This window comes from Streptomyces sp. NPDC001480, assembly GCF_042894725.1.
GTDB lineage: Bacteria > Actinomycetota > Actinomycetes > Streptomycetales > Streptomycetaceae > Streptomyces.
Map to the genome: position 1 here is coordinate 426,016 of NZ_JBIAVX010000002.1, position 16,321 is coordinate 442,336.

At 75.0% G+C, this 16,321-nt stretch carries 7 protein-coding genes and 2 pseudogenes; 7 read left to right on the forward strand and 2 right to left on the reverse strand.

What is annotated here, in order from left to right:
- Positions 1-89: 89 nt before the first annotated feature.
- From ACFY01_RS05875 to ACFY01_RS05895, 5 genes are all read left to right on the forward strand, one after another.
- Positions 90-944, forward strand: a complete 855-nt coding sequence (locus ACFY01_RS05875; RefSeq protein WP_390734398.1) for a DUF4132 domain-containing protein — start codon at positions 90-92, stop codon at positions 942-944.
- Positions 941-5,965: a hypothetical protein gene (locus tag ACFY01_RS05880; protein ID WP_390734399.1), complete on the forward strand. Its 5,025-nt coding sequence runs from the start codon at positions 941-943 to the stop codon at positions 5,963-5,965. Before ACFY01_RS05875 ends, ACFY01_RS05880 begins: the two co-directional genes overlap by 4 nt.
- Positions 5,966-6,035: 70 nt before the next feature.
- Positions 6,036-7,205 carry an AAA family ATPase gene (locus ACFY01_RS05885; RefSeq protein WP_390734400.1) on the forward strand — a complete coding sequence of 390 codons (1,170 nt, stop codon included), beginning with the start codon at positions 6,036-6,038 and terminating at the stop codon, positions 7,203-7,205.
- 5 nt (positions 7,206-7,210) lie between these two features.
- Positions 7,211-10,762 carry a DUF5682 family protein gene (locus tag ACFY01_RS05890; RefSeq protein ID WP_390734401.1) on the forward strand — a complete coding sequence of 1,184 codons (3,552 nt, stop codon included), beginning with the start codon at positions 7,211-7,213 and terminating at the stop codon, positions 10,760-10,762.
- Positions 10,759-12,495 carry a hypothetical protein gene (locus ACFY01_RS05895; protein WP_390734402.1) on the forward strand — a complete coding sequence of 579 codons (1,737 nt, stop codon included), beginning with the start codon at positions 10,759-10,761 and terminating at the stop codon, positions 12,493-12,495. Before ACFY01_RS05890 ends, ACFY01_RS05895 begins: the two co-directional genes overlap by 4 nt.
- A gap of 20 nt (positions 12,496-12,515) precedes the next feature.
- Here ACFY01_RS05895 and ACFY01_RS05900 read toward each other — a convergent pair whose 3' ends face one another.
- Positions 12,516-12,785 (reverse strand): hypothetical protein, encoded by a 270-nt coding sequence (locus ACFY01_RS05900; RefSeq protein ID WP_390734403.1) that lies wholly within the window; start codon positions 12,783-12,785, stop codon positions 12,516-12,518.
- A gap of 36 nt (positions 12,786-12,821) precedes the next feature.
- Between ACFY01_RS05900 and ACFY01_RS05905 the strand changes: the two are divergent.
- Both ACFY01_RS05905 and ACFY01_RS05910 read left to right on the forward strand, forming a co-directional pair.
- Positions 12,822-13,343 (forward strand): annotated as a pseudogene (locus ACFY01_RS05905) (DeoR/GlpR family DNA-binding transcription regulator); the annotation flags it as partial.
- A pseudogene (locus ACFY01_RS05910) lies at positions 13,340-14,699 on the forward strand (6-phospho-beta-glucosidase). The pseudogenes ACFY01_RS05905 and ACFY01_RS05910, both read left to right, overlap by 4 nt.
- 22 nt (positions 14,700-14,721) lie before the next feature.
- Here the strand turns inward: ACFY01_RS05910 and ACFY01_RS05915 are convergent.
- Positions 14,722-16,173, reverse strand: a complete 1,452-nt coding sequence (locus ACFY01_RS05915) for an amidase (RefSeq protein WP_390734404.1) — start codon at positions 16,171-16,173, stop codon at positions 14,722-14,724.
- Between the last annotated feature and the right edge of the window lie 148 nt (positions 16,174-16,321).

A 16,321-nucleotide genomic window follows, 5' to 3' on the forward strand; every position in this document is an offset into this window, starting at 1 on the left:
CCCGCTGTGACCTACCGGCCCGCACGGCGTTGTCAGTGCCCTGTCCTAGAGTTCCCGTCACTTGATCACTGCGGTGCGGGGAGGCACGGATGGGGTGGGTGCGGGCGGGCGGCTACGAGGTCGCCCTGGAAGCCGGGAAGGTGGTGTGCCGCAACGCGTCCGGGCGGCGGCTGAAGTCCGTCCCCGCCAAACTCGCCGACGAACCGGCGGTCGTGGGACTGCGACAGCTCGTCGAGTGGCTCGAACGGCACGAACGGCAGTGCCTGGCCGACGTCGAGAAGTGGATGGTCCGCTCGCTTCCCGTGCCCCTCGCCGTCATCGCCCGGGTGTGGCCCGACCCCGCCTGGCGGGCCGCGCTGCGCGACCTCGTGGTCACCGGCGCCGACGGCACGGTCGCGGGATTCCTGCGGGACGCCGACGCCGAGCGCGGCCTCGGCCTGGTCGACCTCGACGGCGACACCGTGCGCATGGCCCCCGCCCTCGTCCGCGTTCCGCACCCCGTGCTCCTCGACGACCTCGAGGAGCTGCGCGAGTTCGCCGTCGAACTCGGCGTGGAGCAGCGGGCCCAGCAGCTCTTCCGCGAGGTTTTCCCCCGCCCGGCCGCCGTCGACGCCGAGGGCACACAGGTCGAGGAGTACGCGGGCGGCTCCTTCAAGGAGCTGCGCTTCCTGCACGGCCGGGCCACCCAGCTGGGCTACCGCGTGCGCGGGGGCAACGCCGTGTGCTCCGTGCTGGAGGACGGCCGCGGGATCGAGGCCCGGGTGTGGATCGGCGACTACGACGGTTACGAGGAGACCGAGACCGGACCGCTGATGTGGACCGACGCCGCCGGCCGGGCGCTGAAGCTCGGTCAGGTCGGGCCGGTCGCCTGGTCGGAGGGCATGCGCATGGCGGCCGCGCTGTACGCCGGACGCGACATCGAGGACGAGGAGCGGGTGGCATGACGACCTACGACGAGACCACCGTCACCGCGCTGCTGGACTCCGGCGCCGTCCTGCCCCCGGGCAGCACCGTCCGCGAGGACGCCGACACCCTCACCGTCCGCACCTACACCCACCCCGCCCTGGACGACCGTCAGGTGGTCCGGCTCGTGCCCGGCACCCTCGGCGAGGCCGAGGACCTGGCGCTGGAGTTCCTCGGCCTGACCCGGGAGCCGGAGACGCCCGAGGTCGGACAGGTACGCCGGGAGACGCTGGGCTTCCCCGCCTGGGCGCTGGTCAACGACCCGGCGAACGGACACCACGCGCTGGCCCTGGTCAAGGACGTGGAGCGGCTCGCCCGCCAGGCCAAGTCCCGCCCGGGCAACGCCAAGGACGGTTTCGAGGCGCTCGGCGTGCGGCTCGGCCGGACCGTGCCGCACTTCCTGCCGACCTTCTACGAGCAGGCCGCCCGGGTTTTCCTCCAGCACGAGAACACCACGTACGCCGCCGCCTTCTTCGGCAAGGCCCGCGAGGCCGAGCGGGTGCACGCGCTGGCCGTCGACGAGAATCGGCAGCGGGCGGTGTTCCTGGAGTTCGCCTTCGCCGGGGCGCTGACGGTCAAGGCGCTCAAGGAGCATGTGAAGGACCTCGCGCGACGGCTCGACCCAGCTCAGGCGTGGGCGCAGTTCCGGCAGCTGACGGTGGAGCGCTGCGCGGCCGGGATGCCGCCGTACGCTTCGCTGCCGCAGGACGCGCGCGGTCTGATCAAGGCCGCCAACCTGCCCCGCGTCACGGAGGAGTGCGCGCTCCTCGCCGACCTGCTCGCCTCGCCCGCCGCCGTCCGCGCGCCCGCCTCCTTCTGGACCGCCTACCGGGCCACCCTGCCGGTCCTCGCCGAACAGCGGCCGGCGGTCCGGGCGCGGCTGCTGGACATCATGCCGACGGGGCTCGGCCGGGAGGTCGAGGACGACGAGTTCTGGCTGACGCTGCTGGCGGAGTGCGGCGCGGACCGGCTGCTGACCGGAGAGGACGATGACGCGGCCGACACGGGGCCCGACGACGACGCCGCCGACTGGCTGAGCCGCTGGGCGCTGCACCGCAAGCACGGCAGCGCCTACAGCCGCCGCTCCCCGGCCACCCTCGCGCTCGTCGAGCGGATGGCGCCGAAGCTGCGAACGGCCGGGCGGCCCGTCGACCTGTTCACCGGGCGCTGGCACGCCGGTGCGGACCTCGACCTGCTGGACCTGTGCGCGGCGCTGGGTGTCCCGCTCGCCGTGCCCGACGCCGGCGTGGACGTGTACCTGGCGCTGGAGCGCTGGCTGCCCGACACCACCCCGCCGGGCCGGCGTGATCTGGCCGCCACCGCCGCGGACCCGCGCCTGCGGCGCCTGCTGCACGGGGCCGTCGGCACGCTGGGCAACGGACAGCGGGTGACGCCCGAGGTGATGGCCGCCCTCGCCGCCCACCCCGTGCTGGGTGACGTCCTGCGCGAGTGGCTGGACGAGGCGGCCGGGGAGTTCACGCGCGCGGCGGGCCTGCCCGGTGCCCGTGCGGCCCTCGACCGGCTGCGGCCCTTCCGTGCCGTCGCCCGAGAGGCCAACCCCGAAGCGGTCGCCCGGATCACGCGCCGCGCGGTCGCGCCGCTGCTCGGCCGGACGCTGCGCGCGGGCATCCTCGACGAGCTCGGCTGGCCCGCCCTGGAGGAAGGGCTGCGGCTGCTCGACGGCAAGCCCAGGAAGGGCGAGGACAACGCACTGTCCGTCACCGAGGCCTGGCCCGCGCTGATCCTCGCCCGCCGCCACAAGGCGGTCGTCGTCGGCCCCGAGGAGATCCTGCTCGAGCACGAGCTGCGCCTGCCCGACGACCTCGACCGCTGGCAACGTCCCCGGTTCCGCTACACCGACGGCGAACTGCTGGTGATGTGGCGGCAGGGCAGCAAGCAGTCCGGCTACTGGTCCGCCCGGCCGGCCGAGGTGTTCCCGCTCACCGGCGAGCAGATCCCCGGCTACTGGTCCGGCCACGAGGCCGGCACACCCTCGATCCCGCTGCCCGGCGGCGGCCGGGCCACCGGCGGGCGCACCCTGCACGCCGGCGACACCGTCCTGCCGCCCAGCCGTGCCGTCATCGGCGACGGCACCACGTACTGGCGGCAGGGCAGACAGGGCCGGCAGACGGTGTGGCTCGAGTACGACCCGGCCACCGGCACGCACGGCCGTGCCTCGCTGCCCGCCTTCCTCCGGTCGGGCATCCGTGAGGACGCGTCCCTGCTGCCTGCCCAGTGCGAGGTGCTGCCGCTGCGACCGGGCCTGGAGAACAGCCCCTTCGGCACCGACGGCACGGTCCTGGGCCGCTGGGTGCGTTCCGAGGGACAGGGGCCCGAGGCGGTGACGACCGCGGGCACCCCGGACGGCCGGACCGTCACCCTGGCCGCCGGGCGGGGTCAGGTACGCCGCGTTCCGCTGGGCGGGCTGAGGCTGCCCGGAGGTGCCGAGCCCGTGGTCGCGCAGGACTTCCCGAAGGTCGCCCTGTTCGCGGGCGACGACACCTCGGACGCCGGCCTGCTCGGCCGGGTGTCACCGCTCGAGCAGGGCGGCGAATTCGCCGCCGGCACCCGCCTCGTGCCGCCGGTCTCCTTCTGGCACGCCCTGCGCCCGCGCGACGAGCGGTCGTCGGCCGTGCTGCGGGCCCTCACCGACGAACAGGTCGACGAGGTGCAGCGGGTCACGGCCACGGCGCTGGCCGAGCGGCGGGAGCGGGAGGCGGCGGCCCGCAAGAGCATCACCCATGGCCCGGGCACCGAAGGCGGGCTCGGCGTGCCGACCGCCGAGGAAGTCGCCCGCGAGGCCGTGTCCCGTGCCCTGCCGGGCCTCGCCGACGAGCGGATGCTCATCGGCGTCGCCGCCCTGGTCCGTACGGCACTGCGGATCGCCGAGTCGGCCGCAGCCTTCGCGGCACCACCCGTGGAGCGGCCGCAGCCGGACCGCCGGCGGACCGAGGGCATGTTCGCCGACTACGGTCCCGAACTCGGCGACGACCGCGCCCTGCACGTCGCCACCGCCGGCCTCGCCCGCCTGGGCTCGTGGTGGGGCGGACAGCGCTGGAGCGTGCTGCGCCAGATCCGGTCCGTGAACCACGTGCTGTCCGGCAACCCCGCCGACGGCAAGCCGCTGCCCGACCGCGAGCGGCTCGCCACGCTCGACGGCGGCTGGCACAGCGACGAGCACACGATCCCCGGCATCGGCATGGTGTGGACGCCCCTGCTGTCCGTGCTGCGCCCCCTCGCCCACCGCGCCGCCTCGGCCGCCCTGCCCGACACCGAACGGGAAGCGCTGCTCCTGCTGTTCGAGGCGATGACCGAGGGCCCGCTCGTCACCGCCTGCGGGGACACGCTCCGCGAGATCGTGCTGAGCGAACCGCACGACAAGCAGCAGCGGACCGGCCAGGTACTGCGCCGCGAGGGCCGCACCGTGGTCGTCCTCGGCTGCCAGAACATCGACGCCCGGAGCGACCGGGTCAACTGGCTGGCCCTCGACCACGATCCGACCGGCACGTTCGGCGCCGTCGCCCACTTCACGCTCGACAGGGAGACCCGGCACACGCCGGAGATCTCCACCGAGCGGCTGGCCACCCTCACCCAGCTGATCCGGGACAAGGGCGCCGCGCCCTGGCGGCCCGAGGCACCCGCCGCGCTCGGCGCCGCGACGCGCCAGGGTCTGGGCCCCGTGCAGGCCGCCGTGCTGCTCGCCGGTCTGCCGGACCATCCCGACGCCGAGGTGTTCGCCACCCTCGGGCTGAAGCCGCGTCAGGTGGACTTCGGCAAGGGCATGCTCGCCTCGCTCGGCACGGACGGCCGTGCCGCGCTCGTCGCCGCCCTGCTGCCCGAGGACCCGGCCGATCTGTGGGCCTCGGGGCCGGACACCGAGGCCGCGGGCCGGCTGTGGGCCGAACGCCACGGCTCGCTCGTCCGTCTGACCGAGGAGCTCGCCGCCGAGCTTCCCGTGGGCGCCGGCGCCGCCGAGGCGGTGCTCAACCCCGGGCACACTCCCTGGCTGAGCCGCACCACCGTCCTGCGCCCCGACAAGGACGGCGAACTCGCCTGGGCCGACCCGACGGCGATCCCGAGCCGGTACGACCTGACCGGCGCCGTCGCCGCCCTGTCCACGCTCGCCTACCACCTGCCGTACGGGCATCCGCTGCGCGCCGCCCTGCCGGACGGCCTGGCCGCGCTGCGCCGCCGGCTCACCGACCCTGAGCTGCTGCTCGATCTGGACGTCGCCTGGGCGGAGAAGGGCGGCCCGACCGCCGTCGAACTCCGCAAGGCGTACGGACTGCCCGCCACCGGCGGCTCGGACGAGTACGGGCGCACCCCGGTCGGCGAGGCGCTCGTGCTGCGGCCCTGGTACGGCGACAGCGAGAGCGTCCTGGTCCGCCCGGCCGCGCTCACCGGCCCGGACGACGACGTCCTGCTGCTCCTCGAAGGTCTGGTCGGCCCCGCGCGGGGCGAGGGCATACGGACTCTGCGGACGATCCTCGGCGACGGCCTCGACCGGGCCCTGTCGGCCGGTACCGGGGCGGACGGTCCGGCCGGCCACGCCCAGGACCCCACTCTCAGCGCGCCCGCACTGGTCACCGAGGTCGCCGAGGCCCGGGAACTGAGCGAGGACGCGGCGGCGCTCTACCTGCAACTGCTGGCCCTGCCCGACCCCACGGACCGCAACTGCGCCCGCTGGACCGGCTGGAAGCCCGCCCGACTGAAGAAGGCCCGAGCCGAACTGGCCGGGACCGGCCTGGTCGTGGAGGCCAAGCGGCCGCGCGCCGGACGCACCCTGTTCCTGCCGTGCGGCTGGCACGACCTCAAGTCCCCGGCGCTGCCGGTGGAGACCTGGAAGGAAGGGCTCTACCCGGTCTCCCTGCACGGCCGTGCGGCACCGCCGCTGCCGGTGCCCGAGTTGTTCGCCCGCGCCTGGGACCGCGTACGCGCGGGAGACGCGCCGGCGTACGAGGAGCTGACCACGCGGGCGACGCGCAGGGGGCGCCGCCGATGAGCAGCCCCGGCTCGAGCGCCCCGACCCCCTTGACCACCATCCGTACCAGCGCCCCCGAGGACCACCGCCGATGACCACCACCCTCGTCCCCGACGCCACCCGGCAGATCGTCCCGCCCGAGGAGCGGTACGCCACCGAGCTGGCCTTCCTCACCGCGTACGACGACGGGCCGCGTCCGCCCGCCTGGCGGCTCACCCCGCGTGCCGTCGTCACGTTCGTCATGGGCAGCGACGGGCGGGCGCTGCGGCTGCCCGACGACGCGGAGGTCCCCGAGGGTGTGCCGCGCCGGCTGGTGGTCGAGGGCAAGTTCGTCGGCGACCGCGCACTGGTCGAGCGGTGCGTGGTCACGCTCGCCGGTGAGCGCGGTCTGCTGCTCGTGGGCGAGCCAGGCACCGCCAAGTCCATGCTGTCGGAGCTGCTGTCCGCCGCCGTGTGCGGCACCAGCGGCCTGGTCGTGCAGGGCACCGCGGGCACGACCGAGGACCAGCTCAAGTACGGCTGGAACTACGCCCTGCTGCTGGCCAAGGGGCCCAGCCGGGAGGCGCTCGTGCCCTCGCCCGTGCTGGCCGCGATGCGCCGGGGCGCCATCGGGCGGGTCGAGGAGGTCACCCGGTGCCTGCCCGAGGTACAGGACTCGCTGGTGTCGTTGCTCTCCGAGCGGCGCATCGCGGTCCCGGAGCTGACGGGCGGCGAGGACGCCCTCGCGCACGCCGCGCCGGGCTTCAATCTCATCGCCACCGCCAACCTGCGGGACAAGGGCGTCTCCGAGATGTCCGCCGCCCTCAAGCGGCGCTTCAACTTCGAGACGGTCGGCCCGATCCCGGACCTCGACGCCGAGACGGCGCTGGTGCGTAGGCAGGCGCGGGCCTCCGTCGAGCGGGCCGGCGCGCCCTTCCAGGTCGACGACGCCGTCCTGGAGGCCCTCGTCACCGCCTTCCGCGATCTGCGCGAGGGCCGGTCGGCGGAGGGCTGGGAGGTGGAACGGCCGTCCACGGTGATGAGCACCGCCGAAGCGGTCTCCGTCGCAGGCGCGCTGGGGCTGGCCGCCGCCTACTTCCCCGGGGACCGCGACGTGCTCGGACTGCTGCCCGGCCACCTGCTCGGCGTGGTCCGCAAGGACGACCCGGCCGACGCGGCCCGGCTGCGCGGTTACTGGGACGGCCCCGTGCGGCGCCGCGCCGAGCAGGGCTCCGCCACCTGGCGCACCCTGTGGGACCTGCGCACGGTCCTGGAGGGCTGACAGCCGTGCCCGTCTCCCCCTCTCCCGGCTCCCCCTCCCCCGACGAGGCCGTCGCGGCCCTCACCGACCCGGCGGCGCCCTATCTCATCGGGGTACGGCACCACGCGCCCTCCCTGGCCGCGGTCGTGCCGGTGCTGCTGGACGCCGCGAAACCGGACGTGCTGCTCGTCGAACTCCCCGCCGAGCTCCAGGAGTGGCTGCCGTGGCTCGGCCACGAGGAGACCCGGGCCCCGGTCGCCCTCGCCGCCGCACCCGGCGACGGAGGCGGCGGCCCTGCCTTCTACCCCTTCGCCGACTTCTCCCCCGAACTGGCCGCCGTCCGCTGGGCGGCCCGCCACGAGGTCCCGGTGCTCGCCTGCGATCTGCCGCTGGCCGACCGCGCGTGGGGCGAGGACCGGCGGGCCCACCGGCCGCAGGCCGCAGGCCGCCGCCCGGCGTCCGGCGGGCCGGGCCTCGCCGTGGCCCTGCGGTCACGGCTGACCGGCCGCCCCGGCGACGATCTGTGGGACCGTCTCGTCGAGGCCGCCGCGCCGGGCTCACCGCCCGAGGCGGTGCGCCGGGCCGCCCTGCTCACGGGGTGGGCGCTGCGCGAGGACGCGGCGGCCTCGGGCGGGATCCCCGAGGTGGACCTGCGGCGGGAGCGATGGATGCGCGCCCGGCTGGCCGAGGCCACGGCGCGGGGCGAGCGGGCGGCCGTGGTCGTCGGTGCCTTCCACGCACCGGCGTTGGTGCCCTCCTGCGAGGAAGCCGGGCCGGACTCCGCCGCCCCGGCCGAGACCGGTGAGGGGCCCGTATGGACGACCTCGCTCATCCCCTACACCTACGCCCTGCTGGACGAACGCTCCGGCTACCCCGCGGGCATCCGCGATCCGGAGTGGCAGCACCTGGTCCTCGATGCGGCGGGTGACCCGGCCGCGCTGGAGGAGGCGCTGACCCGGGCGGCCGTACAGGTGTGCGCCCAGCTGCGTGCCCTCGGTCATCCGTCCGGACCCGCCGACGCGCGGGAGATCAGCAGGCTCGCCGGAGACCTCGCGCGGTTGCGCGGTCTGCCCGCGGCGGGCCGGGGCGAGCTGGTCGAGGCGGTGCAGACGGTGCTGGCGCAGGGCGAGCCGTACGGCAGGGGCCGGGCCGTGGCCCGGGCGATGGAACGGGTGCTCGTCGGCACGCGCGGCGGGCGCCCCGCACCCGGCGCGCCGCGCAGCGGACTCGCCCCCGCCGTGGAGGCGGAGCTGTCGGCGCTGGGCCTGCCCGGGCCGCAGGCCGGCGCGTCCGGTGCGGCCCGGGACCTGCGCCTCGACCCGCTCCGCTCCGATCTGGACCGCCGCCGTGAGCTCCTGCTGCGCCGCCTGACCGTGTGCGGCGTGCCGTACGCGGAGGCGAAGGACGTCGTCGGCGCGGGCGGCGCCGAGGCTCTGACCTCCCGCTGGGAGGTGCGTTGGACGCCCGCCACCGCGGCCATGCTGGCCACCGCCGGGGTGCGCGGTGTCACCGCCGCCCAGGCCGCCGAGGGCCTGTTGCGCGAGCGGCGGCACGCCGAGCGGGGCGAGGGAGGACCCACCGCCGCGCAAGCCCTGCACGGGCTGGAGCAGGCGGCGGAGTGCGGGCTGCCCGGTCTCGCGGACGAGCGGCTCGCCGACACCGCCGAGGTGCTGCCGCAGACCGGCACCCTGCCCGAACTCCTCGCCGCGCTGGCCCTGTTGGACCGGCTGCGGTCCGGGCACATCGCCGGGCTCGGCACCGACGAGGAGCGCACGGCTCGGGCGGCGGCCGTGGCCGAGCTGCTGACCGCCGCCGCGGTGCGCCAAGTGGACGGGCTCACCGGCTCCGAGGATCCCGCCGACGCCCACGCCCTGCTGGCCCTCGCCCACCGCGCCGACCAGTTGGGCGGAATCCGGCTCACCGACGCCCTCGCCCGCCTGGCCGCGGACGGTTCCCCGCTGATGCGCGGCGCCGCTGGGGCCGTACGCGTGTTTCTCGGGCACGAGGACGCGCGGGCGCTCGGCGGGCGCGTGGCCTCCTGGGTGGACACCGCCCTCGATCCCGAGTCCCGGTCCGCGCTGGCCGCCCGGCTCACCGGGCTGCTGACCGCCGCCGGCCAGCTGCTGGAGGCCGCGCCTCCCGCCCTGGAGCCCCTGCTCGCCCGCGTGTCGGAACTCGGCGACCAGGACTTCCTCGACCGGCTGCCCGCACTGCGGGGCGGATTCGACACGCTCAGCCCGGCCGCCCGCGACCGCCTGCTCGCCGCCGTCGAAGAGCGCCTGGACACCGGCCACTTGGCGGACACCGGCGACATCGACCCCGCGGCCCTCGCCACCTGGACGCGCGCGGATCTGGCGGCCCGCGAGGTGCTGCGGACGGCAGGGCTGCTTCCGCCGCCCGTGAGCCGACGGGAGGAAGCCGGTCCCGTCACCGGAGCGGCCGCCTCCCTCGACGCATCCGGTGCGCTGAACCGGCTCGCCCCCGCCGACCGATGGCGTCTGCTGCTGGGCCGCCGCAAGGACCGACTGCCCCGGAAGGCTGCCGCACTGGCCACCGCGCTGGACGAGCTGTACGGCAGCGGACGCGGCGAGGGCAGCCGGGGCGATCTCACCGGCGGCGGGGGCCGGGGCGGGCGGGAGGTGCCGTATCCCGGGGTGCGGGAGTGGTCGGAGGAGCTGGCGGCGCTGTTCGGGCCGGGCATCCGGGAGGAGGTGCTCGCGGCGGCGGCCGCGGCGGGCCGCCGGGACGTGTTCGCCGAGCTCGACCCCGACACCGTACGGCCCTCGGTCGACCTGTTGCGCAGTGTGCTGCGGCACGCGGGCGGGCTGCCCGAGGCCCGGCTGGCCGCGCTGCGTCCGCTCGTGCGGCGCCTGGTCGACGCCCTGACCCAGCAGCTGGCCACGCGGTTGCGGCCCGCCCTGCACGGCACGGCGCTGCCCCGCCCCAGCCGGCGCCCGGGCGGCGGTCTCGACCTGCCCCGCACGCTGCGGGCCAACCTGGCGACCGCGCGGCGCGGACCGGACGGCACGGTCCAGGTCGTCCCCGAACGGCCCGTCTTCCGCACACGGGCCCGGCGGGCCGCCGACTGGCGGCTGATCCTGGTCACCGACGTGTCCGGGTCCATGGAGGCGTCCACGGTCTGGGCCGCCCTCACGGCCTCCGTACTGGCCGGCGTTCCCACCCTGTCCACGCACTTCCTGGCCTTCTCCACCGAGGTCATCGACCTCACCGACCATGTGCAGGACCCGCTGTCGCTGCTGCTGGAGGTCAGCGTGGGCGGCGGCACGCACATCGCGGCGGGGCTGCGGCACGCCCGCGAACTGGTGACCGTGCCCTCCCGCACCCTCGTCGTGGTCGTCAGCGACTTCGAGGAGGGCTACCCGCTCGGCGGGCTGCTCGCCGAGGTCCGTGCCCTGGTGGGGGCCGGCTGCCATGTCCTGGGCTGCGCGAGCCTCGACGACACCGGCCGGCCCAGGTACTCCACCGGCGTCGCGGGGCAGCTCGTCGCCGTGGGAATGCCCGTCGCCGCCCTCAGCCCGCTCGAACTCGCCCGCTGGGTAGGGGAGAAGATCGCATGAACCCGGACCTCCCGCCGGTCGCCCCGTCCGTGACCGCCGAGCTCGTCGGGGCCCTGTCGCCCCGGCTCCGCAAGCGGCTCGACGCCGGCGTCACCAAGCTCGCCGCCCGGCCCACCGTCGTCGACGGCGACACCGTGCGCATCGCCGTCGACGACGACACCCACCTCGAACTCCACGCCCCCGACGGCTCGGTGACCAGCGCGGACGCGATCCGCTGCGGATGCCTGCTGGCCCCCGGCTGTCTGCACCGCGCCGCGGCGGCGTCGGCGGCACCGATCGCCGACATCGGATCAGCCGCCCCTGCCGAACAAGCAGCCACCGTCGGCGCCGAACCGCAGGCCTCCGACGCACCGGAGCCCTCCGTGGAACCGGAAACGGCCACCGCCGGCCAACGCGCCGCCGCCCGCGCCGTGCACGACGCGGCGGCGGCCGTGCTGGACGCGGGCACGGACGGCACGGGCGCGGTTCTCCAGGCGGAACTGCTGCGCGCCGCGCACACCGCACGGCTGGCGGGCCTGCCCCGGGCCGCCGCCTCGGCGGTCGCCACGGTCACGGCGGTGCGCGCGGCCCGCTCGGCGGATCCGGCGTACCGCCTCACCGACCTCGTCGCCGCGCTGCGCGAGGTCCTGTCCGTCGCGCACCGCCTGCCGTCCGCCACCGGCTCCGACCTGGCGGCCCTGCGCGGCACCGTACGGCAGCCGTACACCCCGGACGGTTCGCTGCGCCTGTACGGCCTCTTCTGCGAACCCGTCCTCACCGCGACCGGCTACGCGGGTGCCGTCACGTGGACCGCCGACGCCGACGGCCGTCTCTGCACGGTCTCGGACGTCGCCCCGGGAGGTTCTGGGCGGGCCGTGGGCGCGGCGGACCGTGCCGTGCGCATCGGTGACACGGCTCTGACCCACCGCGAGTTGTCACGGGCGGGCCTCGCGGTGTCCGGGGCCACCGTGTCGCCGACGGGCCGGCTGGGCGCGGGTGCCGGGGTACGGGCGGTCCGCGCGTCCGGCGCCGGCTGGGGCGACGAGCCCCTGAACCGGCTGTGGACCGTGCCCGTCGCCGATCAGGTGGGGCGGGCCCTGGACGACGACCACGGCCTGCTGTTCCTGGACGTCACCCTCATGGGCACGGTCCGCGAGGCGGCGGGCGACTGCCTGCTGGCCGACTGCGACGGCCGCGCGCTCCGCCTTGCCGCCGCCCACGATCACCCCGCGCTTCCCCACCGGGACAACCTCCGCCTGCTGGCCGCGGCCCGTGGCAGCCGCCTGCGGATCGTCGCCCGTCTCACGCCGGCCCCGCAGCCCCGCGCCCTGCTGCTCGCCGCCGAACACCCCACGCGTCCGGGCACGCCCGTGGATCTCGGCTTCGACCGCCTCCAGCAGGCCGACCTGCCCACCGAGGCGCCCCCGCCCGCCGAACCCGTCGTCCCCGCCCCGGACGAAGCCCCCCTCCACCTGCTGCGCCGCCGTGTCCACCAGGCCGCTTCCGGTGGGCGCCGTGTGCTGGCCTTCGCCGGGGAGGGCGACGGCGACGGGCGACGCCTGAGCCACCACGGCCTGCCGACCGCGGGCGACCTGCTCGACGAGCTGCGATCCGCCGCCGCGGACCGCACCCGTGACCCCTTCGGCCGCCTGCTCCCGGCCGACACGGCCCGCTTCGCCCGCGCCTGGCTGGCCGCCGCCCTCTACACCGAGGAGGTGGACCGGGCGCTGTGCGCCGCGGCGTGGGGCGCGTGAGTCGGCACCGCGCGCCCGCCTCAGCGCAAGGCGCCCTTGGTGGCGTCCGCGATGAAGCCGCGGGCGAAGAAGGTGAACACCAGCACCAGCGGGATGACCGACAGGAGCACCCCGGACATCACCATGCTGTAGTCGGTGGAGTGTCCGGCGTACAGCTGGGCCAGCGCCACCTGGAGGGTGAGGCGATCGGGGTTGACGAGCATCACCAGCGGCAGGATGTAGTCGTTCCAGGCGGCGATGAAGGTGTAGATGCCGAGGAACGCCAGGGCCGGCCGGACGCACGGCAGCACCACGTGCCAGTAGAGACGGAAGAATCCCGCGCCCTCGACGCTCTGGCCGCCTGGTGCGCAAACCTCGTCATGGACGGGGAGACCGTGCTGCTCGACATCGGCACCACCGCCCACCGGGTGGCCCGCCATCTGCACGGCCGGTCCCTCACGGTGATGACCAGCAACCTGGCCGTCTACGAGGAACTCCAGGACGACAACGACGTCCAGTTGATCCTGCTGGGCGGCGTGGTCCGGCGCGAGTACCGCTCGCTGGTCGGTTTCCTCACCGAGGACAACCTGCGGCAGGTGCACGCCGACCGGTTGTTCCTCGGCACGAGCGGGATCCGCCCCGACGGACAGGTACTGGACACCACCGCCGTCGAGGTCCCCGTCAAGCGGGCGATGATCGCCGCGAGCGCCCAGGTGGTCCTGCTGGCGGACGCGGGCAAGTTCCCCGGCACCGGCATGGCCCGGGTGTGCGGTCCGGAGGAGCTCGACATCGTGGTGACCAACGCCCCGGGGGACGAGAAGACCTGTAATCGGCTGCGCGAGGCGGGAGTTGAGGTGGTCGAAGTATGAGACTCACGATCCTGGGCGGCGGGGGCTTCCGGGTCCCGCTCGTGTACCGGGCGCTGCTGGGCGACCGGGGCGAAGGACGCGTCACCGACGTGACCCTGTACGACCTCGACGCCTCCCGGCTGACGACCATCAGCCGGGTCCTCGCCGACCAGGCCGCCGGGCACCCCGACCCGCCCGCCGTCACCGTCACCACCGACCTCGACGAGGCGGTCACCGGGGCCGACTTCGTGTTCTCCGCCATCCGCGTGGGCGGGCTCGCCGGCCGGGCGGCGGACGAGCGGATCGCCCTGGAGGAAGGCGTGCTGGGCCAGGAGACCGTCGGCGCGGGCGGCATCTCCTACGGGCTGCGCACCATTGCGGTGGCGCTCGGGATCGCCCGTCGTATCGCCGCCCTGGCACCCGACGCCTGGGTCATCAACTTCACCAACCCCGCCGGCATGGTCACCGAGGCGATGACCGCCCGCCTGGGCGACCGTGTGATCGGGATCTGCGACTCCCCGGTGGGCCTCGGCCGGCGCGTGGCCGGCGCGCTCGGTGTCGACCCGGCCCGCACCCGCCTGGACTACGTGGGCCTGAACCACCTGGGCTGGCTGTGCGGCCTGTACGCCGACGGCCGGGATCTGCTGCCGTCCCTGCTCGCGGACGAGGCCGCGCTGACCTCGTTCGAGGAGGGCAAGCTCTTCGGCGCCGACCTGCTGCGCACGCTGGGCGCGCTGCCCAACGAGTACCTGCACTACTACTACTTCCACCGCGAGTCGGTCGGCTCCGCGCGAGCCGTCGGCCAGACACGTGGAGCCTTCCTGCACTCACAGCAACAGCGCTTCTACGACTCCCTGGGCACCGTCACCGTCGGCCCGCCCGCTCCCCGCGCGGCCTGGAGCGCGTGGGACGCCACCCGCCTGGAGCGCGAGACCACGTACATGGCCGAGAACCGCGACGCCGTCGGCATGGGCGAACGGGACTCCTGCGACCTGGAGTCCGGCGGCTACGAGCGGGTCGCCCTCGCGCTCATGCGGGCCATCGCCCTGGACGAGCGCACCACCCTCGTGCTCAACGTCCGCAACCGCGGCCGGATCCCCGCACTGGACGACGACGCCGTCATCGAGGTCCCCTGCCACGTGGACGCCAACGGCGCCCGGCCCATCGCCGGGGCCCCGCTGCCCGACCACGGGCAGGGCCTGGTGCACGCGGTCAAGACCGCCGAGCGGGCGGTTGTCCACGCCGCCACCACCACCGACCGCGCCCACGCTCAGGGCGTTGACGATCCACCCACTGATCGACTCGTACACCGTCGCGAAGCGCCTGCTGGACGCCTACCAGCGCCACTTCCCCGAACTCGCCTATCTCGGCCGCTGAGCGAACTGTCCTGCGATACGCCTTACTTCGGCGCCTGGAAGCCGCCGATCTTCTGCTCGAGCAGTTCGGCCAGCCGCAGCGGGGTGCGGTCCTCGAACATCGGGCCGATGAGCTGCACTCCCACCGGGAGACCCTCAGGGGACCGGCCCGCCGGTACGGCGGTGGCGGGCAGGCCGGGCATGGTGGCCAGACCGGCCCAGACGAGCTGGTCGAGGTACGGGTACTCGACGCCGTCGATGTCGATCCGGCGCTCCATCGAATCGGGGTTGTGGTCGTGCGGGAACGCGGGAGTGGGCGTGATGGGACACACCACCGCGTCGAACTCGGCGAAGAACCGCCGCCAGCCTCGGCGGTGGAGCTCGCGCCGGTTGTTCACCTCGATCCAGTCGCGGTGGCTGAGCACCATGCCGCGCAGCCGTGCCGCATCGAGACTCCGGTCGTCCGCGCTCAGTCCGGCGGCGTGGGTCCGCAGCTGCTCGTACAGTTCGTCGGGAAAACGCGCGGCGGAGTTCGCGAACAGCAACTGCGTGTAGAGCAGCGCCGCTTCGGTCGGATCGGGCAGCAGCGGACTGTGCCGTTCGACGCGGGCGCCGCCGTCGACGAGCGCGTCGGCCACCCGGTCCACGCCCGCCCGCACAGCGGCCCCGGTCGGAATGAGCGGATGCTCGTCGAGAACCAGGACCCGGAAGTCGTCGAGCCCCTCATGGCGCGCGGGCGGCAGCGTCACGTCGTACGCCACACCGAGCGTCAGCGGGTCCGGTCCGGCCATCACGTCGAGCAGGAGCGCGAGGTCGCGGGCGGTGCGCGCCATCGGGCCGACGACGGCGAGGTCGGGCTCGGCCGGCAGTGCCGGCGCGGGCGGCGGGGCCATGCCGCGGGTCGCCGCCAGCCCGAGTGTCGGCTTGTGCGCGTAGACACCGCAGAAATGCGCGGGGGTGCGCAACGAACCGGCGATGTCGGAGCCGATGGACAGCGCGCCGAACCCGGACGCCAGGGCCGCCGCTGATCCGCCGGAGGATCCGCCCGGCGTTCGACCGTGGTCCCACGGGTTGTTGGTGGTGCCGTAGATCTCGTTGAAGCTCTGCACGTCTTGCAGCCTCAAAGGCACATTGGTCTTGCCGAGCAGCACCGCGCCCGCGGCCTTGAGCCGCGACACCTGCACCGCGTCCTCGGCCGGTATGTGGTTCCGATGCGGCGGCATGCCCCAGGTCGTGGGCAGCCCGGCGATGTCGTAGGACTCTTTGACCGTCACCGGAATGCCGAGCAGCGGTCGGTCCTCACCGCGGGCGCGCGCCTGGTCGGCATCGCGCGCGGCGGCCCGTGCACGGTCGAAGTCCGGCACACAGATCGCGTTGACCGCCTTGTCCTCCCGCTCGATGCGGGCGATCGCCTCTTCGGTCAGCTCCGTCGAGGTCACTTCACCGGCACGTAACGCGGCCGCGAGCGCTTCGGCCGTCTGAAAGCTCCATCCCATGGATCAGACCGTAGCGGCCTCTGGAACAGGCCACGAAATGCCAGTTCGCACAAGGGTGCGGGGGCAGTGGCCAGACAGTCGCCCTGACTGACGGCCAGTCAATTGTGTGCCGTGTCACGCACCCCAATATGTGCCCGAGTTGCATGCA

What these genes read in the sequence shown, in the direction of transcription:
- ACFY01_RS05875 (WP_390734398.1), top strand. Translation starts at nt 90, where the DNA reads ATGGGGTGGGTGCGGGCGGGCGGCTACGAGGTCGCCCTGGAAGCCGGG.
- ACFY01_RS05880 (WP_390734399.1), top strand. Translation starts at nt 941, where the DNA reads ATGACGACCTACGACGAGACCACCGTCACCGCGCTGCTGGACTCCGGC.
- ACFY01_RS05885 (WP_390734400.1), top strand. Translation starts at nt 6,036, where the DNA reads ATGACCACCACCCTCGTCCCCGACGCCACCCGGCAGATCGTCCCGCCC.
- ACFY01_RS05895 (WP_390734402.1), top strand. Translation starts at nt 10,759, where the DNA reads ATGAACCCGGACCTCCCGCCGGTCGCCCCGTCCGTGACCGCCGAGCTC.
- ACFY01_RS05915 (WP_390734404.1), bottom strand. Translation starts at nt 16,173, where the DNA reads ATGGGATGGAGCTTTCAGACGGCCGAAGCGCTCGCGGCCGCGTTACGT.